Annotated in this window: 22 protein-coding genes; 9 read left to right on the plus strand and 13 right to left on the minus strand. The window is 60.3% G+C overall.

What is annotated here, in order from left to right; translation table 11 throughout:
• Positions 1-35: 35 nt before the first annotated feature.
• From OKW29_RS02710 to OKW29_RS02725, 4 genes are all read right to left on the minus strand, one after another.
• Positions 36-782: a DUF2278 family protein gene (locus tag OKW29_RS02710; protein WP_429289855.1), complete on the minus strand. Its 747-nt coding sequence runs from the start codon at positions 780-782 to the stop codon at positions 36-38.
• A gap of 147 nt (positions 783-929) precedes the next feature.
• Positions 930-1,415, minus strand: coding sequence for a histidine phosphatase family protein (locus OKW29_RS02715; RefSeq protein ID WP_429289856.1), 486 nt, complete (start codon positions 1,413-1,415; stop codon positions 930-932).
• 1,692 nt (positions 1,416-3,107) lie between these two features.
• Positions 3,108-4,061, minus strand: a complete 954-nt coding sequence (locus OKW29_RS02720) for an IS5 family transposase (RefSeq protein ID WP_429289857.1) — start codon at positions 4,059-4,061, stop codon at positions 3,108-3,110.
• 279 nt (positions 4,062-4,340) lie between these two features.
• On the minus strand, positions 4,341-5,363 hold the full coding sequence (locus OKW29_RS02725; RefSeq protein WP_429289858.1) for an IS30 family transposase: 1,023 nt from the start codon (positions 5,361-5,363) through the stop codon (positions 4,341-4,343).
• Between the two features lie 327 nt (positions 5,364-5,690).
• Here OKW29_RS02725 and OKW29_RS02730 point away from each other — a divergent pair, with 327 nt between their 5' ends.
• The 4 genes from OKW29_RS02730 to OKW29_RS02745 all read left to right on the plus strand — a co-directional run bounded on the left by OKW29_RS02730 (position 5,691) and on the right by OKW29_RS02745 (position 10,369).
• A complete protein-coding gene (locus tag OKW29_RS02730) occupies positions 5,691-5,972 on the plus strand; it encodes a hypothetical protein (protein ID WP_429289859.1) in 282 nt (93 codons plus the stop codon).
• Between the two features lie 477 nt (positions 5,973-6,449).
• A complete protein-coding gene (locus OKW29_RS02735) occupies positions 6,450-6,899 on the plus strand; it encodes a hypothetical protein (RefSeq protein ID WP_429289860.1) in 450 nt (149 codons plus the stop codon).
• A gap of 153 nt (positions 6,900-7,052) precedes the next feature.
• On the plus strand, positions 7,053-9,284 hold the full coding sequence (locus OKW29_RS02740) for a lanthionine synthetase LanC family protein (protein WP_429289861.1): 2,232 nt from the start codon (positions 7,053-7,055) through the stop codon (positions 9,282-9,284).
• Positions 9,285-9,769: 485 nt separating this feature from the next.
• The gene (locus tag OKW29_RS02745) at positions 9,770-10,369 is read left to right on the plus strand and encodes a type IIL restriction-modification enzyme MmeI (RefSeq protein WP_429289910.1); all 600 of its coding nucleotides are present in this window, start codon (positions 9,770-9,772) and stop codon (positions 10,367-10,369) included.
• Here OKW29_RS02745 and OKW29_RS02750 read toward each other — a convergent pair.
• The 6 genes from OKW29_RS02750 to OKW29_RS02775 form a co-directional block, all read right to left on the minus strand.
• Positions 10,269-10,475 carry a hypothetical protein gene (locus OKW29_RS02750; RefSeq protein WP_429289862.1) on the minus strand — a complete coding sequence of 69 codons (207 nt, stop codon included), beginning with the start codon at positions 10,473-10,475 and terminating at the stop codon, positions 10,269-10,271. The two genes, OKW29_RS02745 and OKW29_RS02750, sit on opposite strands and share 101 nt — an antisense overlap.
• A gap of 77 nt (positions 10,476-10,552) precedes the next feature.
• The gene (locus OKW29_RS02755) at positions 10,553-12,874 is read right to left on the minus strand and encodes an SMC family ATPase (RefSeq protein WP_429289863.1); all 2,322 of its coding nucleotides are present in this window, start codon (positions 12,872-12,874) and stop codon (positions 10,553-10,555) included.
• The gene (locus tag OKW29_RS02760; RefSeq protein WP_429289864.1) at positions 12,862-13,431 is read right to left on the minus strand and encodes a hypothetical protein; all 570 of its coding nucleotides are present in this window, start codon (positions 13,429-13,431) and stop codon (positions 12,862-12,864) included. The genes OKW29_RS02755 and OKW29_RS02760 overlap by 13 nt, the downstream gene beginning before the upstream one ends.
• Before the next feature lie 218 nt (positions 13,432-13,649).
• Entirely contained in the window at positions 13,650-15,032 is a 1,383-nt protein-coding gene (locus tag OKW29_RS02765; RefSeq protein ID WP_429289865.1) for a metallophosphoesterase family protein, read from the minus strand.
• A gap of 130 nt (positions 15,033-15,162) precedes the next feature.
• The gene (locus tag OKW29_RS02770; protein WP_429289866.1) at positions 15,163-16,566 is read right to left on the minus strand and encodes a hypothetical protein; all 1,404 of its coding nucleotides are present in this window, start codon (positions 16,564-16,566) and stop codon (positions 15,163-15,165) included.
• The gene (locus OKW29_RS02775) at positions 16,563-16,829 is read right to left on the minus strand and encodes a DUF7696 family protein (RefSeq protein ID WP_429289867.1); all 267 of its coding nucleotides are present in this window, start codon (positions 16,827-16,829) and stop codon (positions 16,563-16,565) included. The genes OKW29_RS02770 and OKW29_RS02775 overlap by 4 nt, the downstream gene beginning before the upstream one ends.
• A 632-nt stretch (positions 16,830-17,461) precedes the next feature.
• On the opposite strand from OKW29_RS02775, the gene OKW29_RS02780 reads away from it, so the two are divergent.
• The 4 genes from OKW29_RS02780 (at position 17,462) to OKW29_RS02795 (ending at position 19,981) form a co-directional block, all read left to right on the plus strand.
• Positions 17,462-18,082, plus strand: a complete 621-nt coding sequence (locus tag OKW29_RS02780) for a DUF1845 domain-containing protein (protein ID WP_429289868.1) — start codon at positions 17,462-17,464, stop codon at positions 18,080-18,082.
• A 415-nt stretch (positions 18,083-18,497) separates the two neighbouring features.
• On the plus strand, positions 18,498-19,013 hold the full coding sequence (locus tag OKW29_RS02785) for a hypothetical protein (RefSeq protein ID WP_429289869.1): 516 nt from the start codon (positions 18,498-18,500) through the stop codon (positions 19,011-19,013).
• 8 nt (positions 19,014-19,021) lie between these two features.
• Entirely contained in the window at positions 19,022-19,414 is a 393-nt protein-coding gene (locus OKW29_RS02790; protein ID WP_429289870.1) for a bactofilin family protein, read from the plus strand.
• Between the two features lie 285 nt (positions 19,415-19,699).
• Positions 19,700-19,981 carry a hypothetical protein gene (locus OKW29_RS02795; protein ID WP_429289871.1) on the plus strand — a complete coding sequence of 94 codons (282 nt, stop codon included), beginning with the start codon at positions 19,700-19,702 and terminating at the stop codon, positions 19,979-19,981.
• A gap of 84 nt (positions 19,982-20,065) precedes the next feature.
• Here OKW29_RS02795 and OKW29_RS02800 read toward each other — a convergent pair whose 3' ends face one another.
• The 3 genes from OKW29_RS02800 to OKW29_RS02810 are packed head-to-tail and all read right to left on the minus strand — an operon-like array spanning position 20,066 to position 23,405.
• Positions 20,066-20,779 carry a hypothetical protein gene (locus OKW29_RS02800; RefSeq protein ID WP_429289872.1) on the minus strand — a complete coding sequence of 238 codons (714 nt, stop codon included), beginning with the start codon at positions 20,777-20,779 and terminating at the stop codon, positions 20,066-20,068.
• 17 nt (positions 20,780-20,796) lie between these two features.
• The gene (locus OKW29_RS02805; RefSeq protein WP_429289873.1) at positions 20,797-22,503 is read right to left on the minus strand and encodes an ATP-dependent helicase; all 1,707 of its coding nucleotides are present in this window, start codon (positions 22,501-22,503) and stop codon (positions 20,797-20,799) included.
• Positions 22,504-22,517: 14 nt separating this feature from the next.
• Positions 22,518-23,405, minus strand: coding sequence for an ATPase (locus OKW29_RS02810; protein WP_429289874.1), 888 nt, complete (start codon positions 23,403-23,405; stop codon positions 22,518-22,520).
• 321 nt (positions 23,406-23,726) lie between these two features.
• Here OKW29_RS02810 and OKW29_RS02815 point away from each other — a divergent pair, with 321 nt between their 5' ends.
• Positions 23,727-24,125 (plus strand): hypothetical protein, encoded by a 399-nt coding sequence (locus OKW29_RS02815; protein WP_429289875.1) that lies wholly within the window; start codon positions 23,727-23,729, stop codon positions 24,123-24,125.
• Positions 24,126-24,199 lie beyond the last annotated feature (74 nt).

Here is a 24,199-nt window from a genome sequence, read left to right on the forward strand (position 1 = left end):
TTCCGACGGTGACCCGCGGGTCACCGCCAGCATCCCTAGCTTAACGTCAGAATGGGGTGGGCTCCGTGGCGAACTGGTCTTCCACGATTGTCGGTGGGCACAAGCTGAGTCTGGAACGCAACAAACAGGGCCTCAAAACTGTCGCCAACCTGCACGATCACTGCGCCATCCTGGAATGGACCATTTTCCGACGAATGGTCTCTGATGTGACTTCCCGGTTGTGGCTTTGGATTTCCCTGGTTCATGTGGGTTTCGTGGAGACCATCCTGCTTCGGTTCGAACAGGAAGCCAAAACCGTACACAATGACGTCTTGAGGCGATGTCCAGCCTTTCCTGAGGTCGTCGCCGCTTTTGCCCGGATAGACGTATTTCACCGGCTCGGTACTGCGGTCGAGTTGCAGCATACCGTCCAGGACATCATTGATGTCATTTGTCTCGTCATCAGTATCGAAAGCAATGGGCCTCATGCTGCCGAGTTCAAGCAACCGCGGGTCGTGCACGTAATCGAGTTTCGGAAATCCTGGTTGCGCAAGCCCCATTGGAAGGGCTTTGAGCGCGGGGACCATTGGATGATCGAAAAACTGATTCCACGTGTAGAGAACATGGTATCCATCGGGGCCGCCTTGTGAGCTGTCCGACTTGACATCGGCCACAATCCTGAACAGGCCGTCGTTTCCGTCATCGAGCACAATCACGTAATGTGGATCGCCGTTGTAACCGTGAAGATAGGGAACGCCGAATTTAAGCGCCCCCTTGAAGAGGGTATATACGTTTTTGGTCATTTTGCAGATCTCCGGGTCGATAACAACCAAAAGGAAGTAGAACAACCGGGCGCAAAGCGTTGCAGATTGTCGATCTCACACAGATCGGAATTTTGCGCGCTACCCCGTGCCCACCAGTCACTCAAGATGGCGAGACGGCCGCGCTCGCTAGAACGGTTCCACAATCTGCGAAACGCTGGGGGTGCCCTGAGCAAATTCGACCTTCAGAATAAGATTGAAAACCTTGTGATCCCAGGGGTTGGGATAGGCTCCTTCCTTGCAGCCAAGCATTCGCATCAGGGAAGGGATGTTCCCATGATGCCAGCAGACTACGAGCTGCTGATCCGCGTATTGCGGTGTGGAGAGCAGCGTGCTAGCAAGAGCGCTGTAATCCTGATCCGCAAAAGTCGCGTCAATCGGTTTTCCCGTCGCCTTTGCTAACGGTTCCACCGTCTCATACGGCCGGACGCTGTGCTTCGAAATAGCTGCCGCGAAAATAAAGTCTGGTGACCCAAGAGTCTTACGTGTTTCAGGCATGTAAGTGGCCAGGCTCCTGGCTCGAGCAAATCCCTGTTCAGACAAGTTCGGGTCCATGGGGTCCGTCGGCTTCTCAGCGTGTCGCATGACGAGAATGAATTTCGGATTTGTTGGCATGTCATCACCTCATGTCAGAAGGGCATACCGCATCATGTCACCGTCGCTTTGACGCAATAAGCGGTGGAAAGCACTCAGTGAGTGCACCAAACGAGATACTGACGAGGAAGACCGGGGTATGTTTTCTACGCAAATGCGAAAGCCATGAGCGAAGGCGTCACCAAGACCGGCGACCCACCCGCAATTTCTGGCGCCAAGGATGAGATGTCACCATCGGAAACAACCGTGCCTCCGCGAAGATGGCCCTCAATCAGTAAGCTGTTTTTTATGTGCCGCCTGTTTCCGCGCTTGGCGAGCTTTCAGTTGCCTTTCTGCAGGAAGTCTTGTTCTATCGCAAATTTGCCCGGTGCGATTCTCTATGAGATTAGGCAATGTATGGCGATCCTTAGCTTGGAGTCGGCGGTCTGTGTGCGGTAGACCACACACACGCATTTGCTGTTGAATCGGATGCCGTGGCAATCCGGTCACCGTAACGGTCCCCGCGTTCCCACTGCACGCACGTGAGTGCGCTTCTGGTCGAGTGCGAAAAGCCTGTGCTCCGAACTGTTCAGTTCTGGCCCCGGGGAATTACGGTGCCTCCGCTCAACGCAACGGATTGCAGCGTCGCTCGAGTCCAATATGCAGTGGCTTTGCACCGGGCAGGCATTAGAAGTCGCCGGCTGAGCGGCTTTCGGAGACGTAACAATGCTTGGGACATTGGGACGATATGACAATGGTATGTCGTGTCTACGAATGACCACTGTACCGTTGCAAGCGGCCTTCGAGCCATCGCGACCGCGTAGGGCCGTTGAGGGTCGGCTACGGTCAAACGCATCGGGCGACTGTCGGCCACAACCCGCCGTTCACATGCGTCGCCCGTCGGACGTCCAGGCGTCGACTTTGTCCCGTAACCGGCCATCCGGTTGTCAAAGACGAACTTGCCCCCTGCAATCGAGCGCGCGACCCGGGCCGTTGTAGGCGGCGCGGCGTAACCGCCGCCGTGCGTACTTCGGTGGGGCCACTAGGCCGGCTGATCACTCGTCACCGTGGAGATCATCGAACTGCCACGGCGATCCCGTACCGAGCACGCCACATCCAACGTGCTCGCCATCGCCCGAGACGCAGCTAATTTCAACCAAGCTCGGTTTGGAGCCAAATGCGGTCAGCGGCAACCGTAAGCGCGTTTTAATTGTGAGAGGGGCTTTCGTACCGATCACGTTTCTCCCTCGACCATCGTTAGCGTTCGTCGGGTGTTGCCATTTTTGAACCTCGGGGCGGATATTCGAGTCAATTGCTTTTCATCGCCGGCCAAGGGCGTTATCGGCGATCGACTCTCACCGCGTGTCGCCGTCCCTAAGAGTTTTAGGAAAGTCGCGATTGGTAAACAAGAGTGGTTGGTGAGACTGCGCCGCTTTTCGTGAGGCCGGAAAAACGGAAACTTAGAGAACGCCCTAATCAGGGCCGATGGTCGGATTGCGGTGGGGTGGCGGCTACGAGGGTTGAGCCTCCCGCCAGGGACGGCAGCCGACCATGAACCGCCCTTTAAACGCACAGAAAGTTAAGGAAGGTCTGCACAACCCTCTTTGCAAGCGTTATCTTTCACATCCAGCGCGGCCTCTGCGTTCAGATCTTTGCTGGCGAGTCAATCGCCGGGGCTTTTTTCGCGCGCCGGAGCGCTTCAACCAGACATACGGACTTTATCGGCTCGGTGTTTCAAGCTTTGCGCAAAGCTCTACGCGCCATCCATAAATTGCCCAAAGCAAACAGCGTAGTGATCTGGGCGGTGTTCTTCATCAAACCACGATAGCGGGTCTTCATGTAACCGAACTGCCGCTTGAGGATGCGAAACGGGTGTTCGACCTTGGCTCGAATACCCGCCTTCAGACGTTCGATCTGATCGTATATCGCCTCCAGCGAATCACTCAGATCCAGTTTCCTGCGCTTTGCCGGTCGCATTGCAACATGCCAACGAACCGCGTCAGCCTCACAACGCTTTTCGATACCCTGATATCCGGCGTCCGCGTACACATCCGTTTCTTTACCATGCAGCAATGCCTGGGCTACGTTGATGTCGTGAACATTGGCCGCCGTTCCGAGGACCGTATGGACCAGGCCCGAGTCGGCGTCCACGCCGATATGCATCTTCATCCCGAAGTACCAGTTGCCACCTTTCTGCGTTGATTGCATTTCCGGATCACGCGTGCCGGAGCCATTCTTTGTCGAACTGGGCGCGGCAATCAGAGTGGCGTCGACTGCCGATCCAGCCTTGAGCATCAGGCCTTTCTCCGTCAGGATTTCATTGACCAGCGCCAGCATTTGCACCGCCAGTCCGTGCGTTTCCAGCAGATGGCGGAACCGGAGAATCGGGCTTTCATCCGGCAAGCGAACCATCCGGCCGTCGAGACCCGCGAACTCGCGATACAGCGGAACGTCATAGAGTGCCTCTTCCATGGCAGGGTCTGACAGACCGAACCATTGCTGCATGAAATGAATCTGCAACATCGTTGCAATCGGGAACGGCGGCCGACCGGTTTTGCCCGTGGGATAGTGCGGCTCAATCAGCGCAATCAGCTTCAACCAGGGCACAACACGTCGCATCTCATCGAGAAATTCCCGTTTGCGCGTGCGCTTCGTTGACAGATCCAGACCAAGACCAAGTTGCGTCATCACACTGCTCCTCACCTAATTCGCTCTGTTTCCAGGATAGCTCAGCAGCAACGCAATGCCAGGACTTTTGCAGACCTTCCTTAACGGCAGCTTGCCGAGCACGACGACCGTTCGGCTGAGTGCTCTCCACCGACATGCCATCGGCCTCAGGCGCCGCTCGAACGGCGTAGAAGCGGAGCCGTGCTCATCGCTGCTCGGGTCCACTGTCGACAACGGCAACTTGAAAGTTCCATGCTCTGCATTTAACCTGGGCGGTTTCAAGGGTGAAGCGCAACGGGGTTAATGAAACGCAGGCGGAGGCAGTGAAGCGGCTTCGAGCATGCGTGCGAAGACCTCCAGAGGCGAGTGAAATGCGTGCGTAGCACGTGGCCTGCTATTCATGCTGTCAGCGATGGCGTCAAGTTCATCCTGGCTGCACACGGACAGATCCGTACCTTTGGGCAGGTACTGACGCAGCAACCCGTTGGTGTTCTCGCAGGTGCCGCGTTGCCACGGACTGTGCGGGTCGCAGAAGTACACGCGCACGCCGGTGGCGGCAGTGAGTTCGGTATGTCGCGCCATTTCCTTGCCCTGATCGTAGGTCAGGCTCTGGCGCATCGGAGCGGCGATGGAGTTCAGTTTGGCGCTGAAGCCAGCCAGCGCGGAGGCGGCAGTGGCGTCGTTCATCTTCGCCAGCAGCACAAGCCGGCTGGAACGCTCGACCAGCACGCCCACGGCGGAGCGGTTGCCCGCGCCCTTGATGAAGTCGCCCTCCCAATGTCCGGGCATGACGCGATCGTCGACTTCAGGAGGACGCACATGGATGCTCAGCATGCCGGCCAGCTGGCCGCGCCTGTCGTTGCCGCGACTGCGCGGCATACGCGTATTGTGGGTCTGGCGCAGACACGCGATGAGCTGGCGACGCAGCTCGCCGCGCGGCCGCGCGTAGATCGCGTTGTAGATCGTCTCGTGCGAGACATGCATGCTCGGGTCATCAGGCCACATGCGTTTCAGGGTACCGGAGATCTGCTGTGGCGACCACTTCCAATCCAGCAGGCTGAGCACAATGCGCCACAGCGCGCCTTGCGGGTCCAGTTTGTGCGGCGGGCGAGCCGCCGCCCGACGGCTCGAACTGATGGCCTGCGCGTGAACCGAAGCGTAGCCACGCACAGCACAGGTATTGCGTGCCAGCTCGCGGCTTACACTCGACGCCGAGCGGCGGAGCGTTCGGGCCATGGCCCGAACGCTCAACCCCTGCTGTTTCATGCTGGCAATAGTGAGACGTTCTTCAGGCTGCAACTGCTGATATGTTCGCGAATTCATGTGCGCACCTTAGCAGGTCCAAGGTGTTGCACTTCACAATTGAGGCCGCCCCTGTGAAGGTGGCGGCTTTTCGATGTGCCAAGGCGACATACGTCCTCACCGTACCGATTTATCCTTTTGTGTGGGTCTGTTCGTATCAGGTCACGGATGGGTTTTTTGATTGGTCGATGCGTTGCCTACACATCCAGCCCCGCGCGACGACGCCATGGGAGACCGTTTATGGAGTTCTTCGTTAAGGATCTTATCATCAGCGTCTTGCCTCTCCGGCCTGTTCCGGGGCGCGTGGGCTTGGGAGCGAGCGGAGGCTGCGACGCAGGGTGCACCACCATGACTAACTGTCCCGGTGGATGCACGGGCATTACGCCCCATCCTCAGTTAACGCTTTACGAGGAAGTCATCGATCCGAGTGGTTTAGCGAACTTAAAGCAGCAGCTTCGGGAAGCGCTAAGCGTTGTTGAGGCACGCGAGCAGAACCTCTATGAATCGATGAGACCTAAATCGCTTGCCGAAGTAAAAATCCTTCAGGCTCACCTTAAAGCAGCATTGGAGGATCTGGAGCAAACGGCGCAGGCGCTCGCCCAAAAGCAGGAAGGGAAACAGGAGGGGTGAACGGTGACCGCCTCTTTGCCTGAAGCGCTGGGCACGTGCCCGGACAAGAGAGACTGGCGGTTAGTCGCAGAGCGCGCTCGCTCCGCGCAGATCCAGATCGTCCAAGACCCGGACTCCCCCCTAACCCCGACTAGTGTGCAGGCGCTTTCCGTAGCGGCCGTGAAACACGCGCAACGTTTCGCGTGTGACGACCCGGCAGCTCTAGCCAAGAAACTTTACCAATACCATCGAATTCCGCTCACTGCGGGATGGAAACGGCTTTGGCCCGATGTTCCATCCGTTGTGAGCTTTGTCGAGGCCGCATGCGCCGCCAAAGGTCTTGAGCCGCTTGGGACGCGAGCCGGCTGGTCGCAATTCGCAAGTAGGCATCAAACATGGGTGGTGTGGCACCGGCTCCCGCCCTCCGGGCAGCAGGTTCGGTCGCCGCCACGCCAAAAACTCTATATCAGTCCCGGGCCGACCGCTTTGGGAGCGTTGTTGCCGGAGCTATTCGCTAGCCTCTCCAATTCCGCAGCGGTGAGCCTGAAGGTCGGTGGCTCTGCATGCAATCTCCTGCGGCCCGACAAGTTGGTTGTCTATTTTGACAGGAAGGACGATCTACACGATTTCGCCGAGCAACTTTTCGCCCGAACCGCTGGTATTCCTGCACAGGGGGTTCCCTTTTCTTTCCCGATTGATAGCGATGGCCTTCTTTCCTGGGGACTCGATCCGCTATCTGCATCCGAGGAAGCCACCGCCGAGCAAATGAGCTGGCGCTGGTCGCTATGTCAGCAAGTAGCGTTGGCAATGGTCGATCGATCGCCGCCGTATATCGCTATGGAACCGTGGCAACGCGCGATAGCGTGGCTCCGCGGCTTCAGCATCGACGCGCGGCATTGTGTCTGGCGCTTTCCCGCCGGCGAGCAAGCGCCGTCGAAAGCCGGCTGACATTCCATGTCGATCACCTCACGGCTTGTACTGCCGCCGGACCTGTTGGTATTGACCGCAGCGGCGTTCGCGGGTGATCCCCGGGTCGAGGGAATATGCGGCCCTACCGACTATGTAGTGACGCGACCCCATTCGCGAACGCCATCTCGCGTGGTGAGCAGCGATGTCGCAAATCTGCTTGAGCAATTCCGCCGTCCGCGAACGATCGTCGAGGCCGTGATAAACCTGACCACCGGTCGGCCACACGAGGCTGAACAGCTCTTAGAACTTGTGCTGCCCACGCTTTCGCCGTTCATCAAAGCGAGATGGCTCGTCACGGCCGACTCCGAGGAGGCGCACCGTATAGCGCAAGGATTTTCGCCGGGGGATGTAATTGAAGCTTTCACCGTCATCAATTGCATTCAAGTGCTTGAAGACACGGAGGTCTATCAGGTCCGGGCGTGCGACGGTCAAGTGGCTGCCCTCAAAATTGCACGCCCCGGAGCATCCAACCACGTGGCGACCGCCCTAGAGCATGAGGCCGAGATTTTACGAACGCTGAAAATGCCAGCAATTCCTCAGGTCTTGGCGCACGGGGTGTTCAACGGACAAGCTTATTTGGTCTTGTCGTGGTGTGCTGGCATTCCCGTCACACAACGCGCGGCAGAGATAAGGCAGTTGAAGGGCATAGCCGCATCGGAGCCTCTAATAAGGCTTTGCGTCAATATGCTTCACGTATATGGAGAGCTTCACGATTGCGGGGTGCTGCACGGCGACATTTACCCGAAAAACGTCCTCGCTAGTGTCAACGATGAGATCTTCCTCGTGGATCACGGTCAAGCGCTCAGAATAGGTGATTCAGTGGGTGTCCCGCGCGGCTACGTACCGCAGTTCTGTGCGCCGGAGCATGCGCAGGCGCTCCTTGATGCTCGGAACAAGCATCAGCTCGACGTCGCGTGTGAACAATATTCGCTTGGGGCGCTCTGTTACCTCTTGATCACAGGGCAGACGTATCTAAATTTTTCCCCCGTCCGCAACGAAATATTCCTGCAGATCGTCAACGATCCTCCGCTCTGCTTAGCCGAGATCGGCCTGCCGCATCAAGAAGATATTCAGGGCGTACTGCACCGGGCGCTAGCCAAGCGCGCGGAGGAGCGCTTCCCGACCGTGAAGGCTTTTGGCGAGGCCCTTGCGGCGGTCGCAAGACCAGCGACCCATCCAGTTACTGGAAGGACGCAACGACAATCGCACGATCGCGTCGACGCGCTGTTGGAACTACTGGATAGCGAAGACATCGCTGATTTCCCGCTGCCGGCAGCGTTACCATCTTGTTCGATCACTTTTGGCGCGGCCGGAATTGCCTATGCACTGTACCAGGTTGCGTGTCGACGCGGCGAGGGAAGGTTCCTTGCCGCGGCCGATGCTTGGGCCGCACGCGCCGCGAATAGCGCGAGCGATAAAAACGCCTTCACCCATGACGTTTTGCATCTGCCTGATGCACTGATTACGCCAGCTTCGCTCTACTATGGATACTCCGGCGTACCGTTCGTGCAGGCGCTCGTCGCGAATGCCATGGGGGATGAGGCTGCGCTCCTCAGCGCGATCGACGATTTTGCGGCCTCGGCTCGGGAGCCATGCGCAATTCAAGATCTCACTCTCGGCAATGCTGGGACATTGGTCGGATGCGCCCTCCTAGTCGACGCGATCGGGAGCCGGATCTTGCGCGAGAACGTTGGCCATCCTGCCCGGCAGCTTTTCGAGCTTGCGGGGGGGATGCTTTCTCGGATAATGCCCGACGATATGCAAGGCCCGCTCGCGCCGAGCGGCTACTTGGGCGTCGCGCACGGTGGCGCAGGTCTCTGTCACGCGGCCCTCTTATGGTCTGAGGTCAGCGGTGAAAGGTTGCCGGGACGGTTCATCGCGCATCTAGAAACGTTGGCTGACACTGCCGAGGAGCACGGCCGTGGATTGCGATGGCCGGTTACAAAAAGCACTCGCGAATCAGCGAGCGAATATGCGGAAGGTTGGTGCCATGGTGCGCCCGGCTATGCACTTATGTGGACCGCCGCCTATCGTGTGCTGCGCGAGAAGCGCTATCTGGCACTCGCCGAGCGATCGGCTTGGGCGGTGTGGGAAAACTCGGGCCGACTAGGTCATCTCTGCTGCGGTGACGCCGGCCGCGCCTACGCGCTGCTCTCGTTGTTTCGACATACTGGCGAGGGTGAATGGTACAAGCGCGCCGTGCATTTGGCGGAGCGCAGCGTTGCAGTCTGCGCATGCGACACCGAGGCGCGCTTTTCACTTTTCAAGGGTGAGCTTGGCGCAACGCTGCTGCTCGAGGATCTGAAGGTTCCAGAGCAAGCGGGCTTTCCGTTGTTCGAACGGGACATGCACGCGGCGGGATGACGCTGGCTGCTGATGGTTTAGCGCACTTGCAACTTGCCCGAATCCGGGCAAAGACTGCAGTGTCCGGTGGCGACCGCTAGCTGGCCGGAAAGCCTCGAAAGAGCTTCCCAACCCGCGGCACGACGGCCGGCCGATGGCATCGGTAATATTCATCTATCGCCCTCCGAAATTGCGTCAAAATCCACCCGGCGACTTATGAAGACGGAGCCCGCTCCTTGACGCGAAAAAGGTCTGGCCCGCGAGGATAGCTTGCGCGACACGATTCGCGTCGCGCATCCCGCGGCCAGCGAACCTCGACCAGTGGCTGTCGAGGTTCGCGAGAAATTGCGGAGAGTCTTTGCGAGCAGGCATCAGTTCTGCGCGGAAAAGCGGCCATGGCTGGGAAGCCATGCCCAGCGAATTGGTAAGGACAGCCAGAACGCGATCAAGTGTCGCGCGAACGACGAAGAAGACTGTATTGGCAGTTCAACGAGACTGCACCGGGGATGCGAAGAAGTATCTCTTCGCTTAATCGCTTCATCGTGACGCCGGAGGTATCTAAGCATCGGGTGTTCGCTTGGCTTCGCGCAAATACGATACCGAACAAAAACTTGATCGTCTTCGCGCGTTCCGACGACGTGATGTTCGGCATTCTTCATTCTCGTTTTCATGAAGTATGGTCCCTCCGACTAGGCACCTCCCTGGAGGACCGTCCACGCTACACAAACTCAACTGTGTTTGAAACTTTTCCGCTTCCACCCGGACTGGCGCCGTCCCAATCATTGGGAGATCCGCTCGACGAAGGAGACTATGTGGTACCGCCGGTGGAAGAGGCTATGCTGCCGACCGCTAGAAACATCGCGGCATGTGCCGCTCGCTTGAATGCACTCCGGGAAAGCTGGTTGAATCCCAAAGAGTGGGTTGAACGAGTTTCGGAGATCGCTGCCGACTATCCTGAACGAGTCGTTCCAAAGAAGGAGCATGTCGAGGAGATTCAAGCTGAGATCAGGAACAGGTTTTCGGATGCGCGACCGGGAACACCAGCACGCGACCATCCTTGCAGAGCACGAAGTCGCCGGGCTCGCCGCGCGGCTTCTGGACAATGATCGTCGGTGCCGGCTTCGCCGGTTCAACATGCACCGCGGCTTGAGTCGTGCAGGCGCACAGCGACGAACTGCCTGCCGCGAAAAGCAGCATCAGAAAGTTCAGCATGGGATTCCTCGTTGTGAAAACAGGCGAGGGAACGCCCCTGTGGGGAGCGTTTCCCCACAGGGTTAAAAGAAACGACGTCAGGCAGCGAGCGCCTCGACGTCAATGACTGCATCAGCTTCCGCCACCAGATCGGGTGTCTGCGAGATGAAGTACTCCCGCTCGTACCCGCCCTGCCGCAGCACTTCCCGCTTCATCCGCATGAACTGCAGCTTGCGCTGCGGATCGAGCGGACCATCGGACTCGTCGCTGAACAGGGTCTGATACGGCTGCCCTGCGTTGCTCGCCAGATACAGCGCGATGCCGCGCGTCAGACACTCGTTGATCCAGACTTTCTGGCCACCTGACATCACCGTGACTGCCTTGGTGCTGTCGTGATCGGCGTCGTGCACGAGAATTTCAAACCCCTCGCGCAGTTCTCCCCTGGCCAGCGCACGCTGCGTCTGGATTTCGACCGTGAAGCGCATGCCGTAGCAGGCGAGCAGCAGGTCGTTCACCATCTTCGTGAGTGCCGGGCCGGCATCATCGATCGTCAGGGCGATGACGCCTTCATTGCCGAGGCCTTTGGCAAGGAGCTTCCACTGGGCAATCTCATCGGAGATGCGGTTCGCACGCGATTGTGTCGCGTCGAACCCCGCAAGCTCGTTTGCGATCGCCTGCCGTTCAACCTCACGCATCGTCTGCGAGCGGATCAGCGATTCGATCCGTGCATCGGCTGCGGTGATGGCTTCACGGAACTGCGTGAGCTGCCGATCGATATCGGCGATGGCACCGGTCACGTCCTCGACGCCGAGGCGTGCGACTTCCGCATCCAGTTCCTTCACTTCCTCCGACTGACGCTCCTGCTGCGCCTCGCGACGGGCACGTAGGGTTGCTTCCTCAGTCCCGAGCGCGGCCAGTTCTTCACTGGCTTTGCTGAGACCTTCGGTTGCGGCATCGAGCAGCGGCTTGCGTGCGGCGAGATCGACGGCCTTCTGAAGGTCACGGCGCGCGGCCGCGATCGCATCATTGACCGCCTTCAGCTCCGTGCGCCTGCCAGCAAGATGCTGCACCTGAGGCGTCAGAAGTTCGATCTCATCGCGTTTGGCACGAAACGTCGCACGAAGATTCGTGAGCGAAATACGGTGCTCCTGAACCTGTACGTCTGCCTGACGGGCCTGCGCCAGCAAGGGGCAGGCGTTGTGCATCTCATGACCGGCACAGGGCACGGTACTGATCACACTCGCCTGCTGTTCCAGCGACCTCAGGAGAGTCATCTTCGACGTCCCCTCCGACTCCAGCCCTTTCAGACGGGAGGTCGCCGCGGTCAGCGCGAGCTGCTTTTCCTCAAGGGCAGAAATCTCCCTCTGGATCGGCTCGACCCGCGCCTCCTCGCTCGCGATACGCGCCTGGGCAGCATCGCGTGCTGTGACGGCACCCAGAATCGCGTCACGTTGCGCAATCACTGCGTTGTGTTCCGCGATGGATGAGCGCAACGACGCGCGCCGCTGGTTCAGGCGCCGTTCGTCGGCGCTCGCATCGGTAACAAGCACCTGCATGGCCGTCGCGATCTGGCTTCGCCGCGTGCCGAGTTCCCGCAAGCGGGCCTGCGCACTGGCATTGGCAGTCTGCTTTGCCGCGAGCACGGCGCGCTGGACGGTCAGGGTTCCCACCTTTGCGTTCAGCGTCTCCCGGCTCTCGCGGGTCGTGATGACGGACTGTGCATCGGAAGCGATGGCCTGATCGATCTGCGCGATGCGATCGCGCTTCGATCCGAGCGCAACGAGTTCCTGTTGCGTGGAATCGAGCGCGCGACCAAGCGCCTTCGCGACATCAGCGGCTTTCGCCGACAGCGTGCGCAGGTCATCGATGTGCAGCAGTTCCGCGAGCAGTGCCTTGATCTCACTTGCACCATAGGATGCGAGCGGACGCCGGTTCTGCGCGGAAAACACACTGGTAAAGAACGATTCCAGCGAGCCACACACCGACTCGACGCACAGGTCATAGGACTCTGCCTTGCCATCGGAGACGGTGCCGTCCTCTGTCTGCATGGGCTGCCAGTTCCCGTCCGCATCGCGCCACGCCAGGTAGTACTCGGCCTTGCCGGTCCTGCCGGGCTTGCGGAACGCGAACGACGAGCGGTACCGCACACCACCATGCTCCCACTCGAACTCACTGAGCGCGTGCGCGCCGTAGACGTGGTCCCAGTACGAGAACGCGTCCACCGACAGTTTTGCGGCTCGCGAAGGCATGATCCGGTACGGATGCAGGTTGTCCATGATCGTGGACTTTCCCGCCCCGTTCGGACCCGTCAGCGCAATCAGGCCTGCCGGAAGCGATTCGAGATCGAGCGTGATGGTGTCGCGCTTCATCCCGTCACGAACGCCAATGAAGCCCGTCAGTGTCAGTTTCAGTGGGCGCATGTCGGCACCTCCTGAAGCGGCGCGTCGTACAGATAGTCCGATGGCAGCCACGGCGCATCATCGTCGTTGGACAACATCCGTCCAACGATCGGATCAGATACGTGTGCAGCTTTTGCAGCGGCCTTTTCAGCCGCCCTCTCAGCCGCCCTCTTCTCCAGGGACCCGTCGACCGCTTCGCCGACCGTCCTGCAGACGGCGGCATACGCGGCGCTGGTACGCCGGATGAGCCCGTCCCAGTTATCACTACCGGTCAGCGCGAGCAGCTCGCGCGAGCCCCACTGGTTTGCGTAGCCCGTGTTAAACGACCACAGCAGGTTCTGTAACTGTACGTCGGGCACAACGGCCAGATCCGCCGTTGCCGCGTTGACGGTTGCAGCGAGGATCAGGAAGCGGTCCGACTGCGCAATCACCGCGCCGCGCTGTTCGCCAAACGGAAGGTGAAAGATGCTCGCGCGATAGCCAGCATGATCCGTCAGGATCTTCTGGATCTCGCGCGGCGTGCGGTTGGCTGTGAAGTGCCGGACCCATTGGGCGCCGGCGGGATAAAGACCAAACATGATGACACTCCGAAGAAAATCGGCGGAGTGCATCCCTGAGGGGATGAATCCCCGCCAGGGTTAAGGAAAAAGATGGATGCAGCAAACTGCAATCGATGTGTCAGTGACGCGGGTGAACCTTGTTCCGGGAGCCCGCCGGGGTGTGGTGGTTGACGGGCTTCCGGAACACGGCTGTGTTCCGCGCGAGAGTGTCCTGCAGGACACTCCCGCCATGGCGGCTAGGCCGCAAACAGATCGTCGTTGAGCCAGTCGAGCGACGCCGGTACGCCGGTCGCCTTCGTGTCGGATTCGACGGGCCCGGCCGCGGCTTCGTCTACCGTGTCCAGCGACGCAGCCGGGTGCGCAAGCACCGTAGCGAACGCGGGCGATTCAGGCTGCGAATCAATACCGGCGAGCACACTGGCCGCGATCGCGTCCACGTCGCCGGAGGCGAGCAGCTGCAACCGGTCCTGAAGCGGGCTTGCGTCGACGCTGGCCAGTTCGCACCAGCGCCCGAGCTTCCCCTCGACGGTCGTCTCCAGACTGATGCCCTGGGCACGACTGCGAACCACCGGCAACACGCGCGACTCGATCTTCAGATCTGCTGCGCCGGAAAACAGCGCCTTGATCGCTTCACGATCCACCACCTGGCGATGCTCTTCATCGACCTGCCAGCGCACACGCACGAACTTGTCGCCGGCGTGCGCTGCGATCTCCCCGAGCTTCGCCATATCCGGTGGCCCGTCGAAGTCCACACAGATCATCTGACGCGACGGCGTTGCGACCAGCGTTGCTGTCGCACTGCCCGGTTCAACGTCCCACGACAGATAGCCCTTGTCGCCCTCTTCGCCATAGTGAAACCGGCCAATCGAGCCCGGGTACGCGACAAGCCTGCCGTCGCGCTCCCACTGCTGCGCCTTGTGGATGTGGCCGAGCATGAAGCCATCGCATTCGGCTTCGAACAGCGCCGTCAACGAAAACTCATGATCGAAGCCCGCCATGACGACGCCATGTTCGGTCGTACAACCGTTGACCGTCCCGTGCGAAACACCGACCGTACGAATCCCCGCTGCGCGAAGCTGCCTGTTGACCCGGCCCGCCGCCGCCAGAAATGCGGCGAGCACATCGCCCAGTCCCGTACCGGCCTCGAGCGCGCCGACGCTCGCGGCCAGCTGGCCCTTGTTGACCGTGGGAAGGCAGGTGAAGACAACTTCCGGAATCACGCTGATGAACCCTCGCAGTTCGTCATCCGAGAACACCGGCCCCGTCGATGCCCAGAATCGCCCGTCGACGAGCGCGACCTGTGAGAACCGGTTGGCCACGAAGATCTGATGCGTGCCGCCCATCAGCGTGAAGTTGTCGAGCGTACCGGGTGGTTCGTGCGAGAACGTTCCCTGAAGCATGAGAACGGGCATAGCCTTGGCGAGCCGGTGAATCTGGGTCGCCAATGCATTCAGCGATGGTGCATGCGCGTCGAGCCGGTGATCGGTTGCGTCACCCGAGACGACGCCGACTGTCGCGCCGCTGACTATCGCGTTGCCTACAGCGAAGCTGAAACAGCGATCCGACTCAGCCAGATTGTCCGGCGCGTAATGCAGGTCAGAAAAATGTGCGAGTTGCAAAATCGCCTCCATAATGAAAACGGCCGCCATACGGCAGCCATTGTTGGGAATGCGCGCCCGGGAGGACGCAGGGACAGAAACGGAAAAAGCCAGCCCAGAAGGGCTGACGGAAGGGGGCGCGGAAAGCCGGTCAGTCGAAGAACTTCGTCTGCCTGGTCGCCGCGATGTCACGATCGAGTGCTGCGCGATCAGTCAGTGCCTTCTCAAGACGCTCGTTCATGCTGTCGACATCCTGTGGCCGCTCGACCCATCCACGTCCATAGGTGTTGTGCGCAAAGACCCGGAAATCCTCCTTCCGGTTTTCCGCGCTCAACCCGAGACGCTTCAGCAGGTCCGACATACGGTCCAGCTTGTCTGCGAGTGTCTCCACCACACTGTCCGCCCCGACATCAGCTTGCGACGACACTGCGTGTTGATGCGCACGACCCGCTTCGGATGCGCCATCGTCAACTACTGACTGTGGCTGCCCTCTTGCGGTTTGGGCGGCAACCCCGTCATCGACTTCATCGGCGACGCTCGCGCTGGCGCCTTCTGCGACAGCGACCGGCAATCCAGCGCCGATCGGGACAACGTTGCCACCGGCCTCGAGCAAAGCGACGGCGTGTCCGGCCGCTTCGATTGCCGGGACCGCGTCATCGGCGCCGTCGAGCAGTGCGCCGATGTCGATGTCAGCATCGAGCACGGTCAGCAACTGTTTTGCACGAACCGCTTCGCCGTTCTCGTTGATCCGCGTGATATCGAACTCGCGCTTGGTGATCCAGAAGCGCGTCCCGGTCAGTTTGCCTCTGGCAAGCTGCACAGTCTGCATGGCCGAATACGCCTTCTGAAGCACGTAGATCGAATTCGTCGGCAACTCGATGAGTCCCAGACCCTTGATATCCGGCACAGCGAAGATGAAGCTCGCCGACAGATTGCAATGTCGCGCCTGATACTGCGGACACTGTTCGGGGTCACAGATGCCGTCATGGATCGCTTCGTCCTGGCGCCGGATGACGGTGCGCCCGCCGAAGTGGCGAACCGCCCGCTGGGCACGCTGGTCGCGTTCCATCTTCGCGTACGTCATGCAGTAGCGGATGCCATCGCGTTCGTACTGCGAGAAGAACTTGCGACCGTTGGTGCCGTAGACGGCCATCTGGTTGGGCAGATTCTGCATCCAGTCGTTGAACGCAAACAGCACCGGAAAGCGGTACAGCTTCAGGCCTTCGCCACGGTCCTCGCCGTACAGCCTGAGGATTTCGTCGGCGACGTCTGGATTGGTGAAGTCCGAGCGGCGGCACGTGAAATAGGGCGTGTTCTTCGGCGCGAGCGCGTTGTTCAGTCCGCACTTCGATTCGATCGACTTGCCGATCGTGTCGAATGAGTCGCCCGCTGCCACCATGTCGTTGTAGATTTCCACGGCACGGTTGTTCTTGCGTGCGCTGGACGTGAGCACCTTGATGCCGGGCCGGATATGTCCGATCACCGGCGGGCGCAATGCCCGTTCTTCAACGACGCTACGCACAGGGCCGTTGAGCATGCTGACAACTGCGTTCATGAGAGTTTCCTTGCCAAGAAAAAGATTGCCGTAGTGCGCAGTTCGCTGGCCGACTGCTCCAGTTCGTGCGCCGCCGCCTCGCCGCGGCGTTCAGCAACATGTGAAAGAAAAGCGCGGCGCTCGGGATCGCTGAACGTCGCGAACCGTGCTACCTCGCACCGCGTGCGCCATGCAGGCGATGCGGTATCTGCAGATGCGCGTTCCTGGGCAATCGTGTCGCTGATCGCTTGGGCAATGCGCTGGTCAAGACGGTCGGGAAGCATGGAAGACCTCCGTACGGGACAGGAACTAAAGGACGAAAAAAAGCGCGTTCCTCGGTAAGAGGAGCGCGCTTCGGGATTCGGATCAAATGACCCGAGCGCCACAACCCTTCCGGGGTCGTGGCGCTCAGGGAGCCGTGAGGCTCACAGTCGGGAACGTTAGGTCGTTCCCGCGCAGCATGGTCACGCTGCGCAACAGCCCATTTTCGGAGAATACATTCCGCCGCAGGATCACGGATCAGTCCACTACGATCGTTCTACCCAGACGGGCTCTGGAGAGAGAACACCCGAATGATCCGGGTCCGAACGATGTCGCGGCGCAAATGAATGCGGCCAGCAACGAGTTTTATGACTGAAAGATGGGGAGCGCGGGCTAGGCGCTCATCAGCAGAAGATTCCACACCAGTTGCCGGCTGGTCGGAGCGTGCGCAGAGGCACGACTTGGACAGAAGATGGACTCCGGGCTAGCCGGGTCAGTGTCGATGCGCCAGTGACGCGAGAAGTAAAGTCAGTATTGCGCAAAACCCTGCCTCAAATCCCCCGAAAGATAACGAAAACGGCATAGCTTTTGCCTGAATTCGTCCGACGACTCGCGTTGACAATGGACGGTGAGAGAGACCACATCCGAATAGACCATGGCCGCAGTCCTTGAACTTTCCTCCGAGCCCGACCGGCAGCCGGAAGGCAGCACCGGGCGTCCAGCGCTCAGTGTTGCCAAACCTGCTTCAGAGGCTACCCCGTCATCCGGTAGCGGCATGAAGCCCATCGAACGCCTGACGGGCGACAGCCGGATTGAGCGGATCAATCCGGAGACCGATGCGAAAACGGTGCTTCGGTACAGCTCGCAGTTCGCCCGCAACTACATCAGGTCCGACTACAACTTCTGCGCGTCGAAGATTGCTGTCGCGCGCGGGGGCAAGGTCAAGGCCCTGGAGAAGGCGTTGCGTGATACCTCGAACTGGCTCGGCAAGACAGATGAGTGGCTGGCGCGCCACGAAGCGCGTCCACTCGAAATGCCGCACGAACTGATCGAACTGACGATCACGCGTCCGCTCGCAGGTTTGCTGGTGCGATGCCTGACCCAGTATGACCGGGTCTTCGTGCGCTCAACCGAGCGAATGATCGAGCGAAAGATCACGGACCAGGATCGCGCGAACATTCTCGCGAACGCCGAGCGGCGCCTGAAGCACATTGTTCAGGTGTGCATGCCCGACAACGACCAGTACGACTTCGATGGCCAGCGCCGCGAAAGCTGACTGCATCGACCTCTCACGCCTTCTTTAAATTCCGGCTCACTTGACTTGGTGACCGGATGGATACGCTCGACTTGTCACCTTGTTGAGGAAAAATATGGATCTACGGCAAATTCAGGCACTGCACGCCCAGTATTCGGGACAACCCGTCGTCATCGACATAACCAGCCATACCGCCGCGATGCCGGCGCTACCAGCGCCCGAAGGCGGCAAATCCCTGCGCTCCCACGGTACCGCGCTGACCGCAGCACTGAGCACCGCAAGACGCCCTGCCCTGATCGGTATTGCCGTTGCGGCCCTTGCCGGTCTGGCCGGAATGAGCGCAGCGCGTGTGTGGCACCCGACACACGAGAGTTTTCACCCGGCACCAGCGGCTGTGGCTCCCGCACCAGCTCGCCTTCCCACCGCGGCACAGTCCATGGACGACAGCACGATGCCCGTCAATGCGGCTCCCGCGAAACCACTGACTGCGAGTGACTTCGACGTGCAGAAAGCGACCGGCTCGTCTGGACTCGCGAACGTCGACGCTCGCTCGCTCGCGATGCCGCCTGCGGCCCCCCGGATCGATCCGCGCACGGCAACTGAGTCCACCAATCCGGAACAGCGCGCCGCAGTGTCCCCGATCCACGCGCAACGCCCGACCGCACCCACACAGACAGCGCAACCGGCGATCGCACCGCAGGCTCTGGCGCAGGCACCGGCGCCATCGCAGAACGCGTCGGCGCCCGTAGCCCCAACCGCAACACCGACCACAACGGCGGCCGCCGCCCCGGCAGAGCAGTCGCATGGACCGGCAAAGCCGGCCTTGCGGCCCTTGCATCACCTCACCCGTCACCAGCCGACGGCGAACGAGGAGCCCGCCGCGCCGGCGACCACAACGCCCGCGCCGTCGAAAGCACCCGCTGCGAAATCCGGCGACGTTCAACTTTTCTAGGAGTGTTCATGAAGTCACAAGGTCCCAACGTCACTCTGCTTTGCGCAGGCCTGTCCGTTCATGGCAGCGTGATTCTCGACCACGGCTTGAGCGTCTTCGGCATCGTCGATGGCGATGTGGTTTCCAATGCCGGCCTGCTGCACGTCGGTCTGGGCGGCATGGTCAAAGGGCAGATTCAGGGCGAGCACGTCCGGATCGACGGCACGGTCGAGGGCGACGTGCACGCGCGCGGCATCCTCGAGATCCACGGCCGCGTCAAGGGCAACGTGTTCTATTACGGCACCATCCGGCTCGGCCAGCATGCATCGCTCGAAGGGCAGGTCAGGCGCAAGAGCGACCTCACGATCGAAAACGCGGCGAGCAACGTCCAGCAGCTCTCGCGGACTGCGGCAACCGTCTGACTCGCAACGACCCGAAGCAGAATCACCCACCCACTAAGTCAAAGGGAGCATTAGCCTTGCATAGCTTTTCGAAAACCCTCGGCGCAATCGCGCTTTGCGCTTCTGGCATTGCGAACGCATCGGCCGCGTCGCCGGCGCAACAAGGTCGACGTCGCGTTTTATAAGGACGGTCACCTGGTTTCGGCCGGAACCTCGATCATCGCCCACGAGTTCGGGCAGAGTCCGTTCGCGTATTCCAGCGGCACGCACGTCGGATTCGGGACATGCCATCTGGAAGGGGCAACGATGCGCCTGCAGAGCGAAAGCCGGTTCGTCGGCCTCTCGCTGGTGGTGAAGCCAGTCGATGTCAACGCTAACAGGATGCGTCTCTCGGTGATGGCACAGGATACCGAGTTCGTAGGCAAGCGCGAAGTCGGTACGGCTGAATGCCGTTCGGAAGTGGTGGACGTCAAGGGCCTCGAAGCCACCAACGTGACGGTCGACGTGGCCGATGGCCAGAGCGTGGACGTGCCGCTCGGCGACGCTCATTATCGCCTTGTCCTGAAGCTGCACCACGCGGACCTTTAATTTCCGCGCCGCGTAGCGACAAAGGGCGCTTCCTGACGGGGAGCGCCCCTTTTTTACTCCATCTACGACCGGAAGGCTGGCCGGTCAAAGCGTTGCCGGTGCCCTATAAAAGAGCGCGCGGTAGCCCGGCAGATTGATGAGGCACCGCGTCCCGTCAACCGTCAGGCCGCGTGCCGCGAACCAGGTGGCGAGCCACTCAGTGACCCTTTCCAGGGCATGATCGTTCGCCTCATGCGCGAAGCGAAGCGCGTGGTGATCACGCAAGGCGGCATAATGCTCCGAATTGGCCAGAAAGAAAAACGGCGATGCGACGCGGGCGCGCTGCCACGCCAACGCGAACAGTTCCGCCATCTCGATGGCCTCCACGAACGGGACCAGTTCCTCTTCTCCGATGACTGTAGCCATCGCCAGATTCAGGGGTGACACGAGTTCCCGCGAGCCAATCCTGTCGAGCACCGGCCGGTTCTCCGCATGCCACGATTCCAGCGTTCCGGTTCCGACCCAGACGCGTGAACGCAGGTTCTCGTTCAGCCATGTACGACATTGCTGCTGGCTCACCAGCGAGAAGCCCGCGACCCCCATTGGTATCCAGTCATCACGACCGACCGCATAGTAGTGAAAGTCGCCGTCGCAGTACGAATAGCACAGGCCGTCGAGCTTTGCCCTGTCGAACTCGAAGGCCGATGCCCGGTGTCGATGCGGTGCAACCGCTGGCGTCTGCGATGCGGTCTCAGGCGGCATAAGGTTTAGCGATGAGACAGGTACATATCCAAGCTTGCGAAACAGTCGATCGAGCATGGAAACTCCAGAGATTCCTATCGTGCTTCCGATTCGATGACGAATCGCGACACGGGATTTTTCTTGATCGTGGCGATGACAAGGCTGTCGCGCGCCCGCGTCATCGCGACATAGAACAGACGCCGTTCTTCCGATTCGGTGCTTTTCTCGTCGGGCACGATACCCTCTTCGGCACGCGTGATCCAGACGTGGTCCCATTCCAGCCCTTTCGAACTGTGCATGGTGGTGAGCACCAGCGCACCGTCCGCGGGCTTGTTGTTATCCCGCTTGAGATATTCGATCCGCTCGGCAAACGTGCCGTTAAGTCGCGACAGCACGTCATACGTGCCCTGGATTGCGCGAATCGCCGGATCGGCCTTCGCATAGGTCATCATCAGTTCCAGCACGCCATCAAGCGCAAGCGAGTAAAACTCACGCTCGCACATCAGCTGCCATTCGCCCAGACGCTTCATGAACGCGCGGTAGACGGTTGCTGTCTCTTCAGGCAGACCTAGCGCGACCAGATCCTTTTTCTGCCGTTGTACGAGCGCGGACCCCATGTCGCGGTGCAGTGAACCCAGATGCGCTGAATTTACCCCCATGTAGCCCAGGACCGCATCAAGGCCGTTCTGCTTGCGGCCCTCGACGATTTCGAGCAGGTTGCACATCAGCGCGCCCTGTGGCCGGTTCAGTACCGAACTGCCGGACGCGCGGAAGTACGGTACGCCATGCGACCGGCAAACCGCTTCGATCGGATCGAGAATGCGGTTCGTGCGCGCGAGGATGGCGCACGACTTGCCGGACGCGAGCAGCGGTTGCAGAAATTCCACCGCGGCAACGGCGTCCGCATATTCGTCGTCGGACCGCTTCGTCACGACCGAGCCGCCGGCGCCGCGTTCGGCCTGCAGAACCTTCGGAATGCGATCCGCGTTATTGCGGATGACCCGGTCGGCGGCCGAGAGGATTTCGCTGCGGCACCGGTAGTTGCTGCCCAGCACCACCCGTTGCGCATTGAACGCCTCGGCGAAGCTTTCCATTCCGCGAAAACCGAGCGCGGCGCGGAATCCATAGATGCTCTGGTCATCGTCGCCTACGACCGTCACCTGCGCCCCCGCCTCCGCGTGAAGCTCGACCCACCGGTACTGCAACGGGTCCGTGTCCTGAAACTCGTCAACGAGCAGGTCCGTGAAGCGATATGGCGTGATGTCTCCCGCCTCCATGCCCGCAACCGCGAGGCGCAGCATGTCCTGGAAGTCGATCTTGCCGTTGCGGGCAAGCGCTTCCTGATAGGCCTCATAGAGTTGCGCGTCGGCGGTACCAGCCTCGACGCGACCGAAATTGGTCTTGATCCGCTCGATGACGGGCACGACTTCTTCGGGCTTCCATTCGAGGCCGAGTTCGGCAATCACACGGGCAATCAGACCCATGCGATCTCCATCGGATGCAATGTCCCGTCTCTTTCCGCCGGGCTGCCCCAGCTGCCGGAACGCCAGCGAGTGGAAGGTACCGGCGACCAGCCGACGCTTTGCCTGAGTGCCCGCCAGCGCAAGGATACGATCGCGCAATTGCACGGCCGCATCCTTGCCGAAGGTCACGGCACCAACGATCGCCGTGGGCTGCGCCAGGAGCAGAGCGGCCTTGGCAGCAATCGTCTTCGTCTTGCCCGCGCCCGGACACGCGATCGCAACGCAGTGCCGGCGGTGCTCGGCAACCTCACGCTGCTGGGGATTCAGGCCGTCGAGCATGATCGCACCAACGGTTAGCGACCACGCACCGTGGTCATCAGGCGGAGGTGGGTCATGTAGCCACGCACGCCAATCGGGTGGAACTTGCGCAGAAAGCGCGTCGTTTCCTCGTCGACGTCCGACTGATCGCGGATGCCGTTCCAGACGAGAAAATCGAAGTTGTCCATCACCCGGTCGAATTTCATCAGCAGTGACAGCAGACGCATCGAGAAACGCGAATACGCCTCTACCTCGATAGCGAGCGACGGCTTCGTCACCGTCGGCGCGAACACGATGTCGCCCTGATCACGCAGCTTCTGCTCGGTCTTCTCGCGGAAGTCCTGAGCCACGCCAAGCTGTTCATCAACATACGCTTCGAGCTCGGTGACCTGCTTTTCCAGCCACGCGGTGACCGTGCCCTGGTCCTCCGCTCCGAACGTCGAGCGGCCAAACCGCTGCATATTGATGCTCATGCGGTTCAGGTACGGCCACCACTGTTCGAACAGCGGCTTCAGGCGGGTGTGATTCAGGCGCACCGTCGCGGCCACCACCGCCGCACCGGAAAGCTGGCGCTCCATCAATTCCCGGCCGATTTCCCGCCGGCGACGCACGATCGCGGCGCGCTCGTCCGGAGACAGCTCGCGGAAAAGCTTGCGCGTACGGGCGACCTGCTCGCGCTTTTGCGCGGCTTCGGAGTCGCTGATCATCCCTTCCTTTTGAAGGGTGTTCGCCGCGTCTTCCATCTGTTGCAACTCGAGTTCGATCTCGCCGCCGTCCGCGCCATCCGTCGTCGCATGCTGGTTCGCCGGCGAAGCACCCGCGGCATCGTCACCTGTTGCTGGGTGGCCCGCTGCGGCATCGATGTTGTTTGCTGACGATTGGTTTGCGGCGTCGAGATTCGTCTCTTCGGAGATGGTGCTCATGAGGGGTCCCTGTGGAAAGTGCACGCGCACGCGCGCGGCATGTCCCTATTGTTGCGAGCCTCACCTCGCCGGGACCGTCAAAACATGTGTGATTTGAAGCATCTTTCTGACCAGTTGATGATCGGACCAGGGCAGAGTCCCACTCGCTCGCCCATGCTCGCAGTGCGAGCCGCGTCAATATCTGTGGTCTTGGAAAACGGCTGCGAGCGCGTGAAGCGTCCATCGATGCCGACGCCGATCCACATTCGAGTAAGCTATCGCGTGTTTGACTACAGGAATTTGAGGGCGGCCTTGCGGTCCTCACAAGTTCAGAGCGAGACCATGAGAAAGACAATCGTTAGCTTATGCATGCTTTGCAGTGCCATCGCCGCACATGCTGAGAACTGGATTCAGCAGGTCAACAGGCCCCATCGCATTTACATAGATTTCGATTCGATACGCCATGAGGATGGACTCACAAGCTTTCTTGAGAAGGAAACCTTTCCAACCCCGGTCAACACCAGACTCCCTCCTACATATCAGCAACAGATTTTCTTCAGTCAGGCGGTCTCTGAACAGATCCTGAATTGCGAGCGTCTGACAATCATGCGCACGGAAACGACTTTGCTCGATGAATCGGGTGAGGTGGTGGCCACACAGCGGTTTGATGGGGCCGATTGGGGCCGAATCAACGAGCCGTGGCTTTATGGGGCGCTGAAAAAGCTCTGCCCCGCAAGGTGAGCCGGAATGAATGTGCCGTCAGCCGGCTGACGGCTTTAACCCGGAATGATGCGGTTTTTGACGTAGCTTTCGGG

The organism is Paraburkholderia sp. CI3 (assembly GCF_050436505.1).
GTDB classification, from domain to species: Bacteria; Pseudomonadota; Gammaproteobacteria; order Burkholderiales; family Burkholderiaceae; genus Paraburkholderia; species Paraburkholderia tuberum.